General features: G+C 45.2%; 16 protein-coding genes. 9 read left to right on the top strand and 7 right to left on the bottom strand.

Features of this window, described 5'->3' with window-relative positions; genetic code table 11:
• Positions 1 to 85: 85 nt before the first annotated feature.
• Positions 86 to 1,630, bottom strand: a complete 1,545-nt coding sequence (locus ACX5KA_RS12800) for a hydroxymethylglutaryl-CoA reductase (RefSeq protein WP_458731333.1) — start codon at positions 1,628 to 1,630, stop codon at positions 86 to 88.
• Positions 1,631 to 2,042: 412 nt separating this feature from the next.
• Between ACX5KA_RS12800 and ACX5KA_RS12795 the strand changes: the two genes are divergently transcribed.
• The 7 genes from ACX5KA_RS12795 to ACX5KA_RS12765 all read left to right on the top strand — a co-directional run bounded on the left by ACX5KA_RS12795 (position 2,043) and on the right by ACX5KA_RS12765 (position 8,204).
• Positions 2,043 to 3,296: an HlyD family secretion protein gene (locus ACX5KA_RS12795; RefSeq protein ID WP_458731332.1), complete on the top strand. Its 1,254-nt coding sequence runs from the start codon at positions 2,043 to 2,045 to the stop codon at positions 3,294 to 3,296.
• 2 nt (positions 3,297 to 3,298) lie between these two features.
• On the top strand, positions 3,299 to 5,566 hold the full coding sequence (locus ACX5KA_RS12790; protein WP_458731331.1) for a peptidase domain-containing ABC transporter: 2,268 nt from the start codon (positions 3,299 to 3,301) through the stop codon (positions 5,564 to 5,566).
• On the top strand, positions 5,563 to 5,874 hold the full coding sequence (locus ACX5KA_RS12785; protein WP_458731330.1) for a helix-turn-helix domain-containing protein: 312 nt from the start codon (positions 5,563 to 5,565) through the stop codon (positions 5,872 to 5,874). Before ACX5KA_RS12790 ends, ACX5KA_RS12785 begins: the two co-directional genes overlap by 4 nt.
• A gap of 47 nt (positions 5,875 to 5,921) precedes the next feature.
• A complete protein-coding gene (locus ACX5KA_RS12780) occupies positions 5,922 to 6,143 on the top strand; it encodes a hypothetical protein (RefSeq protein ID WP_458731329.1) in 222 nt (73 codons plus the stop codon).
• Between the two features lie 133 nt (positions 6,144 to 6,276).
• On the top strand, positions 6,277 to 7,278 hold the full coding sequence (locus tag ACX5KA_RS12775) for an ATP-grasp domain-containing protein (RefSeq protein WP_458731328.1): 1,002 nt from the start codon (positions 6,277 to 6,279) through the stop codon (positions 7,276 to 7,278).
• A 131-nt stretch (positions 7,279 to 7,409) separates the two neighbouring features.
• Positions 7,410 to 7,751 carry a DUF4258 domain-containing protein gene (locus tag ACX5KA_RS12770; RefSeq protein WP_458731327.1) on the top strand — a complete coding sequence of 114 codons (342 nt, stop codon included), beginning with the start codon at positions 7,410 to 7,412 and terminating at the stop codon, positions 7,749 to 7,751.
• Between the two features lie 9 nt (positions 7,752 to 7,760).
• Positions 7,761 to 8,204, top strand: coding sequence for a helix-turn-helix domain-containing protein (locus ACX5KA_RS12765; protein WP_458731326.1), 444 nt, complete (start codon positions 7,761 to 7,763; stop codon positions 8,202 to 8,204).
• A 95-nt stretch (positions 8,205 to 8,299) separates the two neighbouring features.
• Here the strand turns inward: ACX5KA_RS12765 and hslU are convergent, their stop codons facing one another.
• From hslU to priA, 5 genes are all read right to left on the bottom strand, one after another.
• The gene (gene hslU, locus ACX5KA_RS12760) at positions 8,300 to 9,628 is read right to left on the bottom strand and encodes an HslU--HslV peptidase ATPase subunit (protein WP_039217936.1); all 1,329 of its coding nucleotides are present in this window, start codon (positions 9,626 to 9,628) and stop codon (positions 8,300 to 8,302) included.
• An 82-nt stretch (positions 9,629 to 9,710) separates the two neighbouring features.
• Positions 9,711 to 10,235 (bottom strand): ATP-dependent protease subunit HslV, encoded by a 525-nt coding sequence (hslV, locus tag ACX5KA_RS12755; protein ID WP_014950969.1) that lies wholly within the window; start codon positions 10,233 to 10,235, stop codon positions 9,711 to 9,713.
• A 369-nt stretch (positions 10,236 to 10,604) separates the two neighbouring features.
• Positions 10,605 to 11,345 carry a hypothetical protein gene (locus tag ACX5KA_RS12750; protein WP_458731325.1) on the bottom strand — a complete coding sequence of 247 codons (741 nt, stop codon included), beginning with the start codon at positions 11,343 to 11,345 and terminating at the stop codon, positions 10,605 to 10,607.
• Positions 11,346 to 11,430: 85 nt separating this feature from the next.
• Complete coding sequence (locus tag ACX5KA_RS12745) at positions 11,431 to 12,009, bottom strand: SPOR domain-containing protein (RefSeq protein WP_458731324.1); 579 nt, start codon at positions 12,007 to 12,009, stop codon at positions 11,431 to 11,433.
• Positions 12,010 to 12,141: 132 nt separating this feature from the next.
• On the bottom strand, positions 12,142 to 14,331 hold the full coding sequence (gene priA, locus ACX5KA_RS12740; RefSeq protein ID WP_458731323.1) for a primosomal protein N': 2,190 nt from the start codon (positions 14,329 to 14,331) through the stop codon (positions 12,142 to 12,144).
• A 452-nt stretch (positions 14,332 to 14,783) separates the two neighbouring features.
• Between priA and rpmE the strand changes: the two genes are divergently transcribed.
• Positions 14,784 to 14,996: a 50S ribosomal protein L31 gene (gene rpmE, locus ACX5KA_RS12735; RefSeq protein ID WP_014950975.1), complete on the top strand. Its 213-nt coding sequence runs from the start codon at positions 14,784 to 14,786 to the stop codon at positions 14,994 to 14,996.
• Positions 14,997 to 15,201: 205 nt separating this feature from the next.
• Here rpmE and ACX5KA_RS12730 read toward each other — a convergent pair whose 3' ends face one another.
• Positions 15,202 to 15,519: a hypothetical protein gene (locus ACX5KA_RS12730; protein WP_269350022.1), complete on the bottom strand. Its 318-nt coding sequence runs from the start codon at positions 15,517 to 15,519 to the stop codon at positions 15,202 to 15,204.
• Between the two features lie 680 nt (positions 15,520 to 16,199).
• On the opposite strand from ACX5KA_RS12730, the gene ACX5KA_RS12725 reads away from it, so the two are divergent.
• Positions 16,200 to 17,435, top strand: coding sequence for a malic enzyme-like NAD(P)-binding protein (locus tag ACX5KA_RS12725; protein ID WP_458731322.1), 1,236 nt, complete (start codon positions 16,200 to 16,202; stop codon positions 17,433 to 17,435).
• The last annotated feature ends 1 nt before the right edge of the window (position 17,436 follow it).

The raw sequence follows: 17,436 nt of genomic DNA, 5'->3' as shown, positions 1-17,436 counted from the left end.
GGTTTGCCAGCTTCGCTGGGCAAACAAAAAGGGGCTTCACATTATGTGAAGCCCCTTTTACTTTCAGTCAGTAAATCTGGTCTTACTATCGGTTTCGGCCATACTGTTCGTGCGACGAGACCCAGTCTGAAGAACTAATGGCTGACGCTAGCGATATCTCACCGGCCAATACAACCGACGCCACGATTTCTGCAAATTTATACACCCGGTCTCGCCCATAGCAGTCGAGCAGTTCTAAGCACTCTCGCTGTGTACCAATGCCAGTACCGCCGCCATAGGTAGCCACAATAAGCGATGGTATGGTGATAGACACGTATAAGTCGCCGTCGTCAGTTAGTTCCGAATACATCATTGCCGCCGACGATTCAGATACGTTTGCAACATCTTGTCCTGTGGCGATAAACATGGCAGTGATACCATTTGGCGAATGCAGACCCGTGTTATTCACACCAGACAAGAAAGAGCCTACACCAGCCACACGACCGTGGTAGTCAATTTGTTTAGGGTCAACGCGCATTACTTCTAACAAATGCTCTCGTTTAATAGTGGCTTCAGCTGTCACTCGTTTACCACGAGTACGCATAATGTTTATTTGAGAGGCTTTCTTGTCGGTGGCAAAGTTAGATTCTAGATAGAAGTTTTCTATCCCCTCGTAGTGATCGAGTATCCACCCGCATGCCGCGAACGTAGCGCGGCCCACCATGTTCTGGCCTGCGGCATCGCCGGTCCTAAAGTTAAATCGTAAGAACGCAAATTTATTCGATAGAAAGTGGTCGATATAAGTCAACTTGGCAACGCTTGAAGTCGCTTCTGCTTCTTCTTTTATTTTCTCAAAATTCTCTTTTATCCATTTAACGAAATCTCTAGCACCCCGTGCATTTTCAAAGATAAAAACAGGGGCGCGCTGCATGGCGTCATCAACAACTGTTGCCGTTACGCCACCACTCATGTTAAGTAGCTTCATACCGCGATTATATGATGCTACCAATGTCCCTTCAGTAGTCGCTAGCGGTACTACAAACTCTCCTTGTGCGTGTTCGCCGTTTATTTTAAGCGGCCCGGCAACACCAATAGGAACCTGTGCCACACCAATAAAATGCTCAATGTTACCTTTAAGCTGCTGTGGATCGATAGAGTACTTACCCACGTGATTAATTTTCTTTCCCGTGGCGCTTTCGAAATATTCTTGGCGTGTTTTTATAATGCCTTCGCCGTAGTCATCCATGTCGTCACGAGGAATAAATGCACTGCGTTGCCCCGGCGCAGTAATATTATCTTCCACTTCGAATTTGAGTTTTCCAAACGGTGAGGCAGAGAAACAAATACCTAGTTTTCTTTTTTCAGGGCAAGGCGCTTCGTCGATATCCAAATGCACAGTAATGGTTTGACGTAAATCGAAGGGTTCCCCATCTGACTTGTTTAGTGCTTCTACAGAAATGCAGGAGTCGGCAGAGAGTTGAAGTGAAATCTTATGTTCTGGAATTTTTTCGCCATCTAGCGATATCCACTTTACTTCTTTAATGGTTGCGTCTTTCAATCTGTTTTTCAGAGAAAAAGATAAGCCTTTATCTGTCTTCGTAAGACTTGCGCGAGTATAGAGTTGCTTTAAAAGTATGCTAGGCACAAACATGAGGCTTCCTTCTGTGTGTTCTTACTGTGTTATTTTCATATTCCTTTGTTTTTTATAGCACATTCTTTATACAGTTCTATGACTTCTTTATATTTCCTTGCTAAATAACCGCGTCATTTTCACCTTCAATTTTGAGCCAACCGCTTTCAAAAATGCGCCAACCCCAATGAAATTGTGTGCTACAGAAATATAGACCTTAGCAGTAATCCATCAAGTTCCCAACCTGCCTACAGTGAACACCGTCACCGCAGTTATGTTGACCACAAGGTATCTGGTAGTAACAAAAAGGAGGCGTCAGGGACTGTGATGCCAAGGAGAAAAAGCCTAAACGGAAGCGGCAGCCAGATACCTTTAACGTGGTTTAACCAAAAGCGAGACAAATACAAAAAAATCACTAACACAAGGAATGGAAATGAGAACAGGACTGTTTAGAAAGGAAGTCATTGATGAGCAATCAAATGCAGTTGAAGGACGTTTTTTGATGACACCGAAGCCTGTTTATTCTGCCATTGCTGGATTGCTTGTTGTTTGGCTTGTGGCGCTCATAATTTATTTAAATACCGAGAGCTATTCACGCAAGACGTCAGTAAGCGGATGGCTAGAACCAAGCCATGGCGTGTTTAAGCTTTATGCGGATGCAAGACGTGGAAAAGTGCTGGAGGTGTTAGTCAGCGAAGGGCAGTTAGTCAAGAAGGGAACACCGTTAATAAAGATTAACTACAGCAGCGATGATGCATTAGGTAACAGAGTTAGTACGCAACTGCTTATGGAACTTGAAGCGAAGCAAAGTCGAACGCATCAAAGTATTCAGCGCCTTCGCGCGTTGCATCATGCACAGCAACAACGCTTAGAAGAGCAGCTAGTCCAATCCAAGCAAACATTATCAGCTTTAGACGCGATCGTTGAACTGTCTCAAACTCAGTGGGCATTGGCTTTTAAGCAATGGGAAAAAGCACAAACCTTATTAAGCCAAGGCCACATAAGCCAAGCAGACTTTGAAAACCGTACACTCCAGCGATTAACCGCTGAGCAACAACTCACGTTAGCCCAAAAAGATCAAAATGACGAACGGGCAAAGATAACAGCACTTAACCATGAGCTTGTCACCTTGCCTAAGCAGCAGGCCAACGAAATGGCGAACGTGGAGAACACGTATAGCGACCTTACTCAACAAATCGTAAGCCACAAAAGTAACGCAGAGGAAACAATTTATGCGCCTCATAGTGGCGTGATATCGGGTCTTCACGTAAAGACGGGATATACCATTGATAGTTCTCGCCCGCTTCTTACTTTGCTTCCTAAAAACGCCGACATTCAAGCGCGCATCGCCGTGCCCGTGCGTTCTGCAGGATTTTTACGTAAGGGACAGGCCTTACATATTCGATATGACGCTTTTCCCTATCAAAAGTTTGGTGTGCAGTCTGGCGAGATAGTAAAAATTTCTCCTTCGCTTGTGCTGCCCGGTGAGCTTACGGATGTGCCCATTTCAATAAGCGAACCCGCCTATCTTGTTACTGCAACGCTCACCACCAATGAAATTATGGCCTATGGAAATAGTATCTCATTGAAAGCTGGAATGACATTTTCTGCAGACGTGGATTTAAGCCAACGTACGTTGATGGAGTGGCTAATGGAGCCACTGTATAGCATAACTGGGAAGCTGTGATCATGATGAGTATTACACACCCACTTCCAACGCAAAGCCTTTATACAAAGAAGCGCGTGCCCGTTGTACTTCAAAGCGAAGCAGCTGAATGTGGCCTTGCGTGTATGACCATGATTGCGCAGTACTATTCTGATAAACGGGACCTTAACGCTCTACGCCAGACCATGTCAGTCTCGCTACGAGGCACCACCTTGAAAGATGTAATGCGTATTGCCAGTGATTTAGGCTTTCAAACCCGCGCCATCAAGATAGAAATGGAGCATCTAGCACAACTATCCTGCCCTGCAATTCTGCATTGGAATATGAATCACTTCGTTGTGTTAACCAAGGTGAAGGGTAAAACTCTCACTATTCACGACCCCGCGCTTGGAGAAAGAAAGCTTACCTTTGCTGAGGCGTCAAAGTGCATCACGGGTATTGCGCTAGAAGTTACACCCAGTGATACCTTCAGCCCAAAGAAATCCTCGCCACGCTTTGGCCTTAGTCAATTTTTCACTCGCACCACAGGATTTAAACGTAATCTACTGACCCTTTTCTCATTATCAATTGTTTTACAGCTGTTCGCCCTCGCTTCGCCGTATTACATGCAAACAGTAGTAGACGACGTATTAATCTACAGCAACGATGCTCTGCTTAAAGCGCTAGCCATAGGTTTTGCCCTGCTATTAGTAATAGAGACTTTTACCAGTGGGATAAGAAAGTTCGTTATTTTATCTGTATCGTCCCGCCTTCAGCTTCAAATGTCAGCATCGGTATTTAAGCACTTACTTTCGCTTCCTCTGGACTATTTTGATAAACGGCATATTGGCGATGTGGTGTCCCGTTTTGGTTCGCTGGCGAGTATTCGAGAGTTTTTAACTACCGGTGTGGTGACTGCGTTACTAGACGGGCTGATGGCTATCATCACCCTTGCTGTAATGATTCTATATTCACCTAAGCTGACCCTTGTTGTGGTGGCAATCATGCTCGCTTACCTTGCCATTCGTTTTGGGCTGCTGCCGGTTACTAAACGACTAACAACTGAACGAATCTCACTTGCCGCGTCTGAACAAAGCCATTTCATGGAAAGTGTGCGCGCTATCCTACCCATTCGCGTATATGGCCAGGAAGTACAGCGTCACGGTCAATGGCAAAACAAGCTGGTCGCCACACTAAATAAAGACATCACTCTTGGCAAAATTAACATTGGCAGTGCGCTGGCCAATCAGTTTTTATTTGGCGCCGAAAACTTGGTGGTGGTTTACATAGGTGCAAGCCTGGTTATGGAAGGTGCGCTTTCCATCGGTATGTTACTCGCATTTATGGCGTACAAAACGCGCTTTGTTAATGCGTTAGATGGCGTGGTGAATAAAGTGATAGAGCTCAAAATGTTGGGCGTTCACTTCAATCGTTTGAGCGATATTTTGCTTACCCCAGCGCAGCAACAGCCCCGGTTGAGAAATAGCAGTGAGGGTTCTTTTGATGCACAAGGTACTCTCTTTGCTAAATTAGACTTACCTAACTCGTTCACACCCAACTCACTTTCACCCAAGGTTTCAGCGCCTGATAACGCAAGTACGGTCTCATGCACCGGTGCCCAAGAAGACACTATTGCAATTAAAGCTACAGCACTTAGCTATCGCTACAGTGAAACGAATGCGTGGGTGTTTAAGAACCTAACCCTCAGCGTGAATAGCGGCGAGATTGTAGCGATTATAGGTGACAGCGGTTGTGGAAAAAGCACTTTACTAAAATGCCTGATGGGACTTTATCCCATTTCAGAGGGTGTCATTGAGCACACAAGTAGTGTTAAACCCGTCATCGCATCAGTACTTCAGGAAGACGCCTGTTTAAGCGGCACCATCGCCCAAAACATCTGTTGTTTTGAAGAAGTGCCAGACCTTAAGAAAATGGTTTACGTCGCACAGCTTGCCTGTATTCATCAAGACATCATGCAAATGCCTATGCAATATCACTCTTTAGTAGGTGATATGGGCAGCAGCCTAAGTGGCGGTCAAAAACAACGTTTACTTCTGGCTAGAGCCCTCTACCAAGAGCCAGATATTTTGTTTTTAGACGAGGCAAGCAGCCACCTAGATATGGAGAACGAGGCCAAAATTAATCATCACCTCAAAGCGTTGAACATGACCCGAATTATTGTGGCGCATCGCCCCCAATCGATTGCTATGGCAGACAAAATTTATCGTTTAGCAGACGGCATACTACACCCAAGCTCTCCCACTGAAGTAACAGGAAGCGCAACATCAGGTAAACACGGAGAAACACAATGAAAAACCATGAAGTAAGAGAACCCGCAGTATTAATAACAGCAACCGAACGCATGCAAATAGATGCGAGTGGCCTTAGTACTAACAACAGCGTTATTGCCATGGACTGTTTGTCAAAACGTGAGCTGCAAGTAGTCCACAAAATAATGGAAGGCTGCTCTAACAAGGTGATCGCCTCTGAGTTATTTATCAGCGAGCGGACCGTTAAGTTTCATTGCGCCAACATTTATAAAAAACTCAATATCAGTAGTCGTTCCGCACTTATTGCGTGCTGCTTTAGAACCCTTTACCAAGAAGTGGTTTCGCTTTAAGCGCTTCCACTTCATCACTCAACACGCCATTACAAGGAGCGTACTTTATGAAAAATCATCAATTGAATCACAACCACCCAAATCTAAACCAACCAGCAAGCACCAAGCCTGTTGCTTTAGCCGAAGCACAGCTGTTTGAAGTATCTGGCGGTCTGCGCGTTCGTTTAAGCGATACCGTACCGGTAGTCGGCCCAACACCTAAAGAGCCGGTTTATATCACCATGGCTATTGGTGAAGGCGGCGGCAAGCTACCAGACATTTTGTCCTAGTTTTAAAGATTTAGCGTCAACATATGGATGGACACTAATTCTGTCATATCCATGTGTTGCGCTTTTAACATCCAGATACTCTTATCCCAGTGAGCACAGATAATTACACATAACCCGCTAGCAAGGAATGCGAATGCACGTTGCACTTTTAGGAAGTGAGCAAGACCCACAAATTCAATACGTAGCGACGGCGCTCAGTCAAACAGCTACCCCTTTTTATATTGCTAATACGCAACAGTTCGGTTCAGCCTGGAGTATTAGCTATGACCCTGATTTTGATGACGGGTTAATTCATTTCAATTCGCCTTCATTGTGCAACCAGCCTAGAGTGACTTTTTCGAACACCAAGGCGGCCTACTGGCATGAATATTTACCGGGAGCTTCGTTAACAGCGTCAAGTGAGAAAGCTCATCCCGACCACACAGTAAATAACCAAAGTAAGGTAGAGAAGCCTAAGGATAAGCCATCTAATCTGATAGCAAATGCCACTTGGACCGAGCAAGAACGGGCAAGTACTTTGCTTTGTTGGTTTAGCTTTAGTGACATCAAATGGGTGAACTCTATCGACGCCGTGAGAAGCCATCAATGTAAGCCTTATCAATCCCGCGTTGCTTGCAAGTTGGGGGCACATATCCCCTACACCTTTGTTGGTAATGCATCGGAAGTCGCTTCTCAGTTTTGCAACAACATGCGCGAAGTTATTTACAAGCCCGTACGCGGCGGTCGAACCGCACAGTTTGTGAATAAACGACCTAACATGCGCCCACTACTCAATACGCTGTTAGGTGAGCGCCCTGTTACCTTTCAAAAGTATATTGCTGGAGTAAATGTACGAAGCTATGTGCTGGGCAATGACGTGCTAAGCGTACAAATTGACTCAAGTGAATTAGATTACAGGAACGACGACAATGCGAGCGTATCAGTGACCGCAGTCCCTAGCGACATTCAGCAGTTAGCTGTCAGAATTTGCCATGCATTAGGCATGCATTGGTGCGCAATCGACTGGCGTAAGAGTGCGAAAGGAAAGTACTTTTTTCTAGAGGCAAATCCCAGCCCTTATTTCCTAAAAGTAGAGAAGGATACCGGCCTGGGTATCACAGAAAAGCTGGTGGCGCTGATGGTGAAGACTTCGTAGTAACAAGCAGGACGTTTAGAGGCTAATTGGGTTTCCACAACGAATTTGCGATTGTTTAGAAGCCTTTACGCAATCATTGACAACACCCCAACACCCTATCAATATGATAGGGTGAATTTCAGAAGGCATTCATGGCTAATCACACTCCCCAAGGAATTAATGAATTCCCTCTTACAGAGGAAACTGCCAGAAAAATAATGAATGACCTCGCAGAAAACTATACTCACCGGATTTGGTGGACTAAACATGTTAAACAGCGCATGCATGAGCGAGGAATCACTACAGGTCAGGTGATCACTTTATTAAAAAGTAAGCACTCAGTATTTAGAGAGGGGCCATATCTTGATATTTCTGGAGACTGGAAATTTAATTTGAAAGGTTTAGCTGCGGGCAAAGTTATCGAACTCACTGTTGCACTTAAAAATCATCATGATAGTCCAATGTCATTTCTAATTACTGTATGGATAAGTTGAGAGGGTAAAATGTACCATTACACTGAAAGCGGGTTATCAAATGTATACCTGAAAAACGGTGTTACCGTTGAAGTTGTAGACGGTGAAGAGTATACAAGCATTGACGACATGAACGGTCTTCATAGTGCGATAGCACAGACAATTGTTAACACCAACAAGCCTCTTGCTCATGATGAGTTTAAATTCTTACGTGTAGAACTAAATGTTTCTCAAAAAATGCTGGCGAATCGTTTTGGTGTTGATGAACAGACCATTGCGCGTTATGAGAAAGGTCAAACAAAAATTCCACGGACAACAGATGCAGCCTTAAGAGCCTTATACATGGAAAGCCAACAGAAGAATAATCCCGTAAGTTACTTTCTTGATTTACTAGCAAATACTCAAGCGGAAGAAGCTGCAAAAATAATTCGTCTTGAAGAAGTCGAAGACCATTGGGAAAAAGTAGAAAGGTAAAAAAGCCGACTTAACGTCGGCTTTTTAGTTCTTCTTCATGTAGAAGGGTTAGTTGAACAAATTAACTAACGAGGAAACTTCTACTTAGCGCTAAATTACAAGATAAAGCGCGACAGATCTTCGTTATCTACCAAGGTTTCTAGGTGGCTGTTTACGTAGTCTGCATCAATCACGAATGACTCACCGCTCTTTTCAGAGGCGTCAAACGAGATATCTTCCATAAGGCGCTCTAGCACGGTGTGCAAACGGCGGGCACCAATGTTTTCAGTGCGCTCATTCACCTGCCATGCCGCTTCGGCAATGCGCTGAATACCAGAATCGTCGAACTTGATATCCACGCCTTCTGTCTTCATTAGTGCGATGTACTGGTGCGTTAAAGACGCATTCGGCTCGGTAAGAATGCGTTTGAAGTCACCGACTTTAAGGGCAGACAGCTCAACGCGAATTGGAAGACGACCCTGAAGCTCTGGAATAAGGTCCGACGGCTTGCTCATTTGGAATGCGCCCGAAGCGATAAACAAGATATGGTCGGTTTTAACCATGCCGTGTTTTGTCGATACCGTTGAACCTTCCACAAGTGGAAGCAAGTCACGCTGAACACCTTCGCGAGACACATCGGCCGACGAGTTGCCCTCACGCTTACAGATTTTGTCAATTTCATCGATGAACACGATACCGTGCTGCTCAACCGATTCAATCGCCTTTTCCTTCAAATCTTCTTGATTCACAAGGCGCGCCGCCTCTTCTTCAATAAGCATTTTGAAGGCATCTTTAATTTTCAGCTTTTTCTTTTTCTTTTGCGAACCAGACAAGTTTTGGAACATGCCTTGAAGCTGGTTGGTCATTTCTTCCATACCTGGAGGCGCCATAATTTCTACGCCAACCTGCGGAAGTGCAACATCAATTTCAATTTCTTTGTCGTCTAAGTCTCCCTGACGAAGCTTTTTGCGAAATGCTTGTCGCGTGCCGCGATCTTCAACATTTTCCTTATTACCCCACGCATCTTCTGGAGGAGGAAGCAAAACATCTAGAATTCGCTCTTCCGCTGCTTCTTCTGCGCGGAATTTCACTTTCTTCATTTCGTTTTCTTTCGTCATCTTTACCGCGATATCGGCAAGATCACGAATGATGGTTTCAACTTCTTTACCCACATAGCCCACTTCAGTGAACTTAGTCGCTTCAACTTTAATGAACGGCGCATTAGCAAGTTTAGCTAAACGGCGAGCGATTTCGGTTTTACCCACACCCGTTGGGCCAATCATCAAAATATTTTTTGGCGTAACTTCTTGGCGCAGCTCAGGTTCAAGCTGCATACGACGCCAGCGATTTCGAAGTGCAATAGATACAGCGCGCTTGGCATCTTGTTGACCGATAATATGACGGTCTAACTCGTGAACAATTTCTCTTGGTGTCATTTCAGACATGAATAAACCCTTTTCTAACAGCGCTTGCTGTACTCAAATTCATACGAGCGACAGCAAACCGATAACAGCACTCAGCTATTACTTAGTAATCTAGTACATCAACCGTTTGGCTATGGTTAGTGAATACGCAAATATCACCCGCTATGGTCAACGCTTTTTCGGCAATTTCTTTTGCGCTTAGCTCTGTATTTTCAAGTAGTGCAGTAGCTGCGGCTTGCGCGTAGTTACCACCAGAGCCAATCGCGATAAGATCTTGTTCTGGCTGCACCACATCACCGTTACCGGTGATAATAAACGATGCGGTTTCGTCTGCGACAGCAAGCAGCGCTTCTAGTTTGCGAAGCGCCCTGTCAGTTCGCCAGTCTTTGGCAAGCTCTACAGCCGCTTTGGTCAGATGGCCTTGGTGCGCTTCTAGCTTTGCTTCAAAGCGTTCAAACAGCGTAAATGCGTCGGCCGTGCCACCAGCAAAGCCCGCTAAAATCTTGTCGTGGTATAAACGGCGCACTTTGCGCGCATTACCTTTCATTACGGTATTGCCCAGTGATACCTGTCCGTCACCGGCCATTACCACTTGATTCCCACGTCGTACAGATACAATCGTTGTCACGTTAATTCCCCGTTTAGCTGGGCGCTGCTGCGTTTTTCCTCTAGCAAAGGCAGCAGCGTTCAAATTCAATATCAAATAAGTGGGGGAAGGCTTTTTAATTTCAAGGGTAAGACAAAAGAATGTGCGCTCAGAGCTGCCTACTCTGTGGGCTTGGCGTGTTCGCTAGTGTATTGAATACACCATTTATTGAGTGCATACTCTCGCCAATATACTCTATGGCCAAGTGAAATAATGCCTAGATAATAGAGCACAGATAAAGTAGCAAGCCTACATTTATGAAGGTTTATTGGGTAACGGTAGTAGTTAACCTTTTTTGCTTGGGCTAATTGCACTTGAAGTGATTAATACCCAAGCATTCAAGATAGGAATTTAGCGAAATCTATACCCTTCAATGTCAAAACCAAAACCACTTTCGTAGCCCTTAACATACACCCATCCTTTATTCGGTAGGCGTTTGTGCTCGCTTTTCCTTAAGCATAAGCGCCCATCAGACAGGGGGCCGTTCTCTTTTAGCAAAAGTGGATGTCGACATTGCTTAGAGCCGCTTCCTTTTTCATAAGCAAATTTTCTTTCTATCTTTTGTTTATCGGAGGCTAAATGAAGCGTGTAAGGCAATGCCGTATCAACAAAACTAAAGCTTAAGAAAAAGGCTAATAGCGGCATACCAAATAACGTCATTTTTCCACGTAAATCTTTAGTCACAAACTGCGCATGCCGCTTATCGATAAAAATGGCGAGGTAATAAAAGGCGCTATAGGCAAAAGTGAGAAGTACGATGGCCCAATTCGAATTGTCTAGCCATCCATTGATCACGATAAAATCGGTAAAAGCACTTACGAACATTGCGCCGATAAGTACTAAAAAGGTAATGTTCGATATGCGTGTGACCAAGTGTAGCTCAGACCATTTAGGTCGACCAACATGCTCATCATGATGGGCGCCGTCCGCATCATTCTCAGGTGGCAGCGTTGCTCGTTTCGAAGCGAGCTCATTCTTTGCTGCCTGGTAGCGCTCCGGAAAGGCCTGCTTATCAATGTTTTCCAGAACGTCCTCGAGCTCTTCTATGCTATAAGCGGCATAATTTGGTTGTTCGGTGATGGCAATACTCATTGATACTTCCTTGTAAACGCATCCTTTCTCTACGCGTTATTTCAGCGCCCTACGCAACGTATTAAGTGTTACTTACAATTAACTGCTACAAGTTCCAGTACCAAATTTGGCATGTGGCAATGTTCACTTTACGCAGACTGTGCTTTGCTTTTTCTGCATCACGCTTAGACTCGTAAGGGCCTAAAATAACGCGAAACCAGTCGCCGTTGCTGCCAGTGCTGTGCCTTATAAGCGCCTCTAAACCTTGGAATGCAATTTTGGCTTTCATCTCTTCAGCCTGCGCGCGGGTTCTAAACGAGGCGCACTGCATTAAATAGCGTTTGTCAGACTTTTCTTGCTCTTTGACCTCAACTTCCACTTCGTATCCTGGCAGGGTTTTGATGTACTCCCACTCTTCCTCAGGCAGTTCAGGTAAAGATTCTTCTGTAGGTGCAACAGGTCGTGAAGCTTGGGTATCTACGTCATCTTCTACATTGTCTTTTATCGACCACAAAAACACACCAAAGCCAATCACCAATGCGAATACACCGATAAGGCGCACGATTGGAAGTTTCTCAACAACCGACGCATTAATTTGTGCGTTTCCCGCTGGTTTTCTACCTTTACGAGCAGGCTTCTTTTTTTGAGGAGATCGTCCACGAGAGACATAATCGCGTTGGGCCATAGGCGGCAATATTCCTACTTGTTATCGTTGTTTGTATGCGTAAGAAAACGTCATATACCAAATCTTTATCAAGAAGCAGCTTTTCTGCATCTTCGATCCTGCCAAAATTTTAACGTATTGCTACCCAACAAGCTAACTGAAATCGGTAGGATCAATATCTATTGACCACCTTACCTTCATTGCCTGCGGCAACGCCTGTAAAAATGGCAGCGCCAAACGTAGCGCATTGTGAAGCGGCGCACGCTTTTCATGGCTGCATACCAGCATAGACCGGAACCGGCCTTGCCGCTTTTCGATCAGACAAGGAAACGGGCCATTTAACTCAATGGCATGCTGCTGGAGAAAGACTTGCTTGCTGTCTTGTAAAAAGCGATAGGCCAAACTGCTGTCAGTCGCTTCAGCACGAATAACAAATTGACTAATAAAAGGGGGCAACCCCGCCGCTTTGCGCTCCATTAATGCGTGCCGGGCAAAATGCCCATAGCCATTGTGCACTAAATCCTGTAGCAGAGGGTGATGGGGGTTGTGAGTTTGAAGCCACATTTCACCAGGTTTACTGGCGCGCCCTGCTCTTCCAGCAAGCTGTGTCACAAGCTGGGCAAGCTTTTCTGGCGCTCTAAAATCCGCACTAAAAAGTGCACCATCACAATCTAGAACTGCAACTAGGGTTACATGAGGGAAATGGTGCCCTTTTGATAGTATCTGGGTACCTACTAGCAGCTGGTACTCTTGGCGGTTTATTGCATCCAGTGTTTGGTGCAGTTTATCTTTGCCCCGCACGGTATCGCTGTCTATTCGTACCTGTTTAACACCGGGAAATAAGCTTGTAAGCCCTTGCTCAACTTGCTCGGTTCCGGTACCCGCCGTAACTAATTCATTGTGATGGCACGCTTCGCAGTTTGATGGCATTGAGCGCATGCCGCCGCAGTGATGACACTGTAGTCGGTTCTGCGCTTTATGCACTGTATACGGACGGTCACAGCGCTTACACATGACGGTTTCACCGCAGTGGTGGCACAGCAGCGCTGGTGCATAGCCTCTGCGATTCACAAACACCAATACCTGATTTCCCGCGCTGATATGCTGGCGCATTATCGTTAGCAAGCCTTGCGAAATACCGTAGTGAATGGGTTGATCGCGTGCGTCTAACACATGCTGATGCGTGCTTTTCGCCCCTCCGGCTCGCTTGGTAAGCTGCAAATGGGCATAGCGACCGCTTAACGCATTGTTAAGTGTCTCTAGCGCGGGCGTGGCGCTGCCTAATAAAAGAGGAATATTGTGCTGCTTAGCCCGCATAGCTGCCAGGTCACGGGCGTGATAGCGAAGCCCATCTTGTTGTTTAAAAGACTCGTCGTGCTCTTCATCCACAATCAGCATGCCGGGGTTGTGCAGCGGAGTGAAAATAGCTGAACGGGTACCGATGATTATCCCGAGTTCACCAGCTCTTGCTCGCTGCCACACCTGTAGCCGTTCTTTATCAGAAAGCTGAGAGTGTAAAACGCCCACTGCAATACCAAAGCGCTTCTCAAAGCGAGATACCGTTTGCGGCGTAAGCCCGATTTCTGGCACAAGGATAAGCACTTGCTTCCCTTCACGCAGTAAGGGTTCAATGGCTTGAAGATACACTTCCGTCTTACCGCTACCGGTAACCCCTTCAAGTAAGCTTACAGCGAAGTTGCCCTGCTGACGGTTTAGCGCGGCAATGGCAACCGACTGCTCAGTATCTGGAACCGGCTTTTCAGACACCGATAACGAGGCAAGCCAACTGCCTGACTTAAATTCAGGCGCGACTTCTTCAATGCTTGCTAATGACTTTTCGACAAGCGCCTTGACCGCAGGTGCGCCATATTGCTTGCGCGCTTGGGACGCTAATAAGGCACCACCGGCCATTGCAGTAAAACAGGCTTGTTGTTTAGGCGCCCGCGATAACGTGTCTGCATCCCTTTGCCTACCTTCTTCGGTAAGCATTAGCATGTCTTGAGGTGTTGGCGCGGCTGACTCGCCTTTGCGCAACAAAACAGGCAGCATGGCGTGTAGCACTTCACCCGGCGCATGATGATAGTACTGCCACAGCCATTGGGCCATTTTCAGCAGCACCTCATCTATTATGGGGCTATCGTCCAGTACCGACTCAATGGCTTTTAGCTTGTTGGAGTTTTCAATGTCGCTTTCAGGTTTGTGTAGGGTTTCAACGACTACGCCCACAAGTTTGCGTGGACCGAAAGGCACAACCACTCTTACACCCGCACTTAGTGCGTTATCGTAGGTATATGTGAAAAGTTGGCGCAGTGGCACTGGCACGGCAACTTGGATAAAGGCCATTGCGAACGTTTTACCTTATTTGACGACTGTTATAGCGCTTAATGCGCTTACTAAGCTTCTTATGTTGAAACTAATTATACTGAAACTACTTGCAGAACTATACGTTACAGTAGTTTGCGCTGCTAACAGTTAGCTTCACATTTTGCTATTAGCGCATGATTTTGCGTCTAGCGCATATCGCCTAGACTTGAAAGACAAATATTTAAACATACTTTTCTGTTAAGCATAAAAAGAATGTTTTTTGTTTGGCTCTTTTTACACGGCTACCTTGTCTAGCGCTCTTGTTTAGCATTTGGCCAAAAACAGCTTGATCAAGGCTTTGCCATCCTTTATTATGCGCCGCTCTTTTGCGATAGGCTGTTCTTTGAACGACTTATCATTTGAACTAAGTAACGTATGGTGTGCGACTTCGGGTTGTATAGCGATACGGCCTTATTATGTGAGGTAACCCAATGAAACAAGATATCCACCCAAAATACGAAGAAATCACAGCAACTTGCTCATGTGGTAACGTAATGAACATTCGTTCTACGCTTGGTAAAGACATCAACCTAGACGTATGTTCTTCATGTCACCCATTCTACACTGGTAAGCAACGTAACGTTGACACCGGTGGTCGTGTTGATCGCTTCAAGAAGCGTTTCGGTGCATTGGGCAAAAAGTAAGCCTGATATCGAGTTCGAAAAAAGCGCCTTTATGGCGCTTTTTTATTGCCTAAAATTCACGCTTCACACAAACAAGGTGTGCCAAACAGCACTTTACGGCCGATATTCTTCATGAAGCCAGTACCTAGCCAATGTATCTAGCTCTGTAACTCACCTTTCTGTATAACTTTTTAGCTAGCCTTGCAGCATTTAGCGTAACCTGAAGTCAGTGAAGGTTTTTAACCGTAGATAAATGCCTATCCCAATTGCCGCCACTCACTTTTTTACATTGTTCTTCGCTATCAAAATAAATTCCAACAGGTGCTGACTTAATTGACGCCAAAGCAATATTCACTTGGCTTATGAAGTCTATATCCCAACCATTAGTTAACGCCCGCTGCTTTTCCGATTCTGTGTTAAATACAGCAATCACTTGCGGCGCTCTCCAATGCCCTACGTGAGTTAGCCAAACAAATCCATTATTGGTAGATTTTACGCTTTCGCACACATCGGTTAGCACGGTTATTAGTTTTCTTTCTGTCATATCCTCGCCTTCAGCGCGAATTTTGAGTGGGCTTTCACAGGATTTTATCAGAAATATTGGGTGGAGAATTAACGAGGTATCTCCCTGCGTTCTTTTTTCCTGATTTGGGTTTCTGTCCTATTCATTTATGAGAACGTAGAGCCTTTCGATAGCTTTGTTTTCATCCTCCACACAATAGACCTACGGAATGTTATAACAAGTCAAAATAAATAGCATGAATGGCAATTATAGCCCCATTTTACTGGTCTAATTAGTATGCCTAACCTACATTGGTATATGAGAATTCTGATCAGATATGTACACAGTGATTGGCTGTGTTAGAGTTGCGATCGGCACTTTGATAGTGAGCATTAATTCTGTGAATAATGCATGACTTTCAAGACTTGTGGCGCTTTTGGGTACATAAACCTGAGGCTTGTATCCATTAAGGTATGTGAACAAAATCAGTAAAGGTGAACGCCTAATCTGCTTTTTCCACATGCCACCTTAGGGCCTATTGATGATTGCTGTACAACAAAGATCAACAAGCTCTAGTGCTAACAACTATTTATAATCACTTTTGTCATTACTTGGTTGTAACGCGCTTACGTTTATCTACCTATAACTATAACGACAATAAAATAGCTACAGAGCGTGAACGAAAACACCGATGAACCCTACATCTAAGGATACCTTTTTACATGTCAGATTTTAGACAACGCGCACTCGATTATCACGCCAAACCCACACCTGGAAAAATCCGCGTAGATTTATCTAAGCCAGCCGATAGCGTGGATGACCTTGCTCTTGCCTATAGCCCAGGCGTTGCCGAACCGGTCAGAGAAATAGCCGAAGATGCAGATAACGCCTATAAGTACACGGGTAAAGGAAATCTAGTTGCCGTTATCAGTAACGGAACCGCGATTTTAGGATTGGGTAACCTAGGTCCACTGGCATCGAAACCTGTTATGGAAGGAAAAGCCCTTCTGTTTAAACGCTTTGCTGGCCTGGATGCCATTGACATTGAAGTGAAGCATCGTACGACCGAAGAGTTCATTAATACGGTAGCGAATATCGCCGACACGTTTGGCGGCATTAACCTAGAAGACATTAAAGCGCCTGAATGCTTTGAGATTGAACAAGAGCTAATTAAGCGCTGTAAAATTCCTGTATTTCATGATGATCAGCACGGTACCGCTATTGTAACTGCAGCGGGCATGCTTAATGCGCTGGAAATTCAGGGTAAAAGCATAGAGAGCGCTAAAATTGTGTGTATGGGTGCCGGTGCAGCAGCAGTCGCTTGCATGGAACTGCTTATTAAGTGTGGTGCCCAGCGCGAGCGTATTTATATGCTAGACAGAAAAGGCGTTATCCATACTCGTCGCGAAGACTTAACTGAGCACAAAAAGCTATTTGCTAACAATACTGACAAGCGTACGCTTGAAGACGTAATGGAAGGTGCGGATATTTTTGTTGGTGTGTCTGGACCGGATGTTCTACCTCCTGAAACACTGGCCTTGATGGCTGAAAACCCAATTGTATTTGCATGTTCTAACCCAGACCCTGAGATAAAGCCTGAACTTGCTCACGAAGTACGTAAAGATCTTATTATGGCTACCGGACGTTCGGACTACCCTAACCAAGTTAATAACGTACTGTGTTTCCCGTTTATTTTCCGTGGAGCACTAGATGTTCGTGCAACGGCCATAAACGATGAAATGAAAGTAGCGGCAGTAGAAGCCCTTCGTGCTATCACGAAGGAACCTGTACCAGAAGAAGTACTAGCTGCCAGTAAGAGTACTAGTCTGACATTTGGCAAAGAGTACATTATTCCTAAACCTATGGACCCGCGTTTATGCGAGCGTATCGCCACTGCGGTATCTAAGGCGGCTATTGAGTCTGGCGTTGCACGCGTACCTGAAAGCCCAGAAGAGTAAG

It is taken from the genome of Alteromonas alvinellae, from assembly GCF_902705805.1.
The sequence above is the reverse complement of the archived record's forward strand: the minus strand, read 5'-3'. Positions and strand labels throughout refer to the sequence as shown.

Coding starts and splice junctions, on each gene's coding strand:
- ACX5KA_RS12750 (WP_458731325.1), bottom strand. CDS start 11,345: ATGAGTATTGCCATCACCGAACAACCAAATTATGCCGCTTATAGCATA.
- ACX5KA_RS12780 (WP_458731329.1), top strand. CDS start 5,922: ATGAAAAATCATCAATTGAATCACAACCACCCAAATCTAAACCAACCA.
- hslU (WP_039217936.1), bottom strand. CDS start 9,628: ATGTCTGAAATGACACCAAGAGAAATTGTTCACGAGTTAGACCGTCAT.
- ACX5KA_RS12770 (WP_458731327.1), top strand. CDS start 7,410: ATGGCTAATCACACTCCCCAAGGAATTAATGAATTCCCTCTTACAGAG.
- ACX5KA_RS12785 (WP_458731330.1), top strand. CDS start 5,563: ATGAAAAACCATGAAGTAAGAGAACCCGCAGTATTAATAACAGCAACC.
- ACX5KA_RS12730 (WP_269350022.1), bottom strand. CDS start 15,519: ATGACAGAAAGAAAACTAATAACCGTGCTAACCGATGTGTGCGAAAGC.
- ACX5KA_RS12765 (WP_458731326.1), top strand. CDS start 7,761: ATGTACCATTACACTGAAAGCGGGTTATCAAATGTATACCTGAAAAAC.
- rpmE (WP_014950975.1), top strand. CDS start 14,784: ATGAAACAAGATATCCACCCAAAATACGAAGAAATCACAGCAACTTGC.
- ACX5KA_RS12790 (WP_458731331.1), top strand. CDS start 3,299: ATGATGAGTATTACACACCCACTTCCAACGCAAAGCCTTTATACAAAG.
- ACX5KA_RS12795 (WP_458731332.1), top strand. CDS start 2,043: ATGAGAACAGGACTGTTTAGAAAGGAAGTCATTGATGAGCAATCAAAT.
- ACX5KA_RS12745 (WP_458731324.1), bottom strand. CDS start 12,009: ATGGCCCAACGCGATTATGTCTCTCGTGGACGATCTCCTCAAAAAAAG.
- ACX5KA_RS12725 (WP_458731322.1), top strand. CDS start 16,200: ATGTCAGATTTTAGACAACGCGCACTCGATTATCACGCCAAACCCACA.
- ACX5KA_RS12800 (WP_458731333.1), bottom strand. CDS start 1,630: ATGTTTGTGCCTAGCATACTTTTAAAGCAACTCTATACTCGCGCAAGT.
- priA (WP_458731323.1), bottom strand. CDS start 14,331: ATGGCCTTTATCCAAGTTGCCGTGCCAGTGCCACTGCGCCAACTTTTC.
- ACX5KA_RS12775 (WP_458731328.1), top strand. CDS start 6,277: ATGCACGTTGCACTTTTAGGAAGTGAGCAAGACCCACAAATTCAATAC.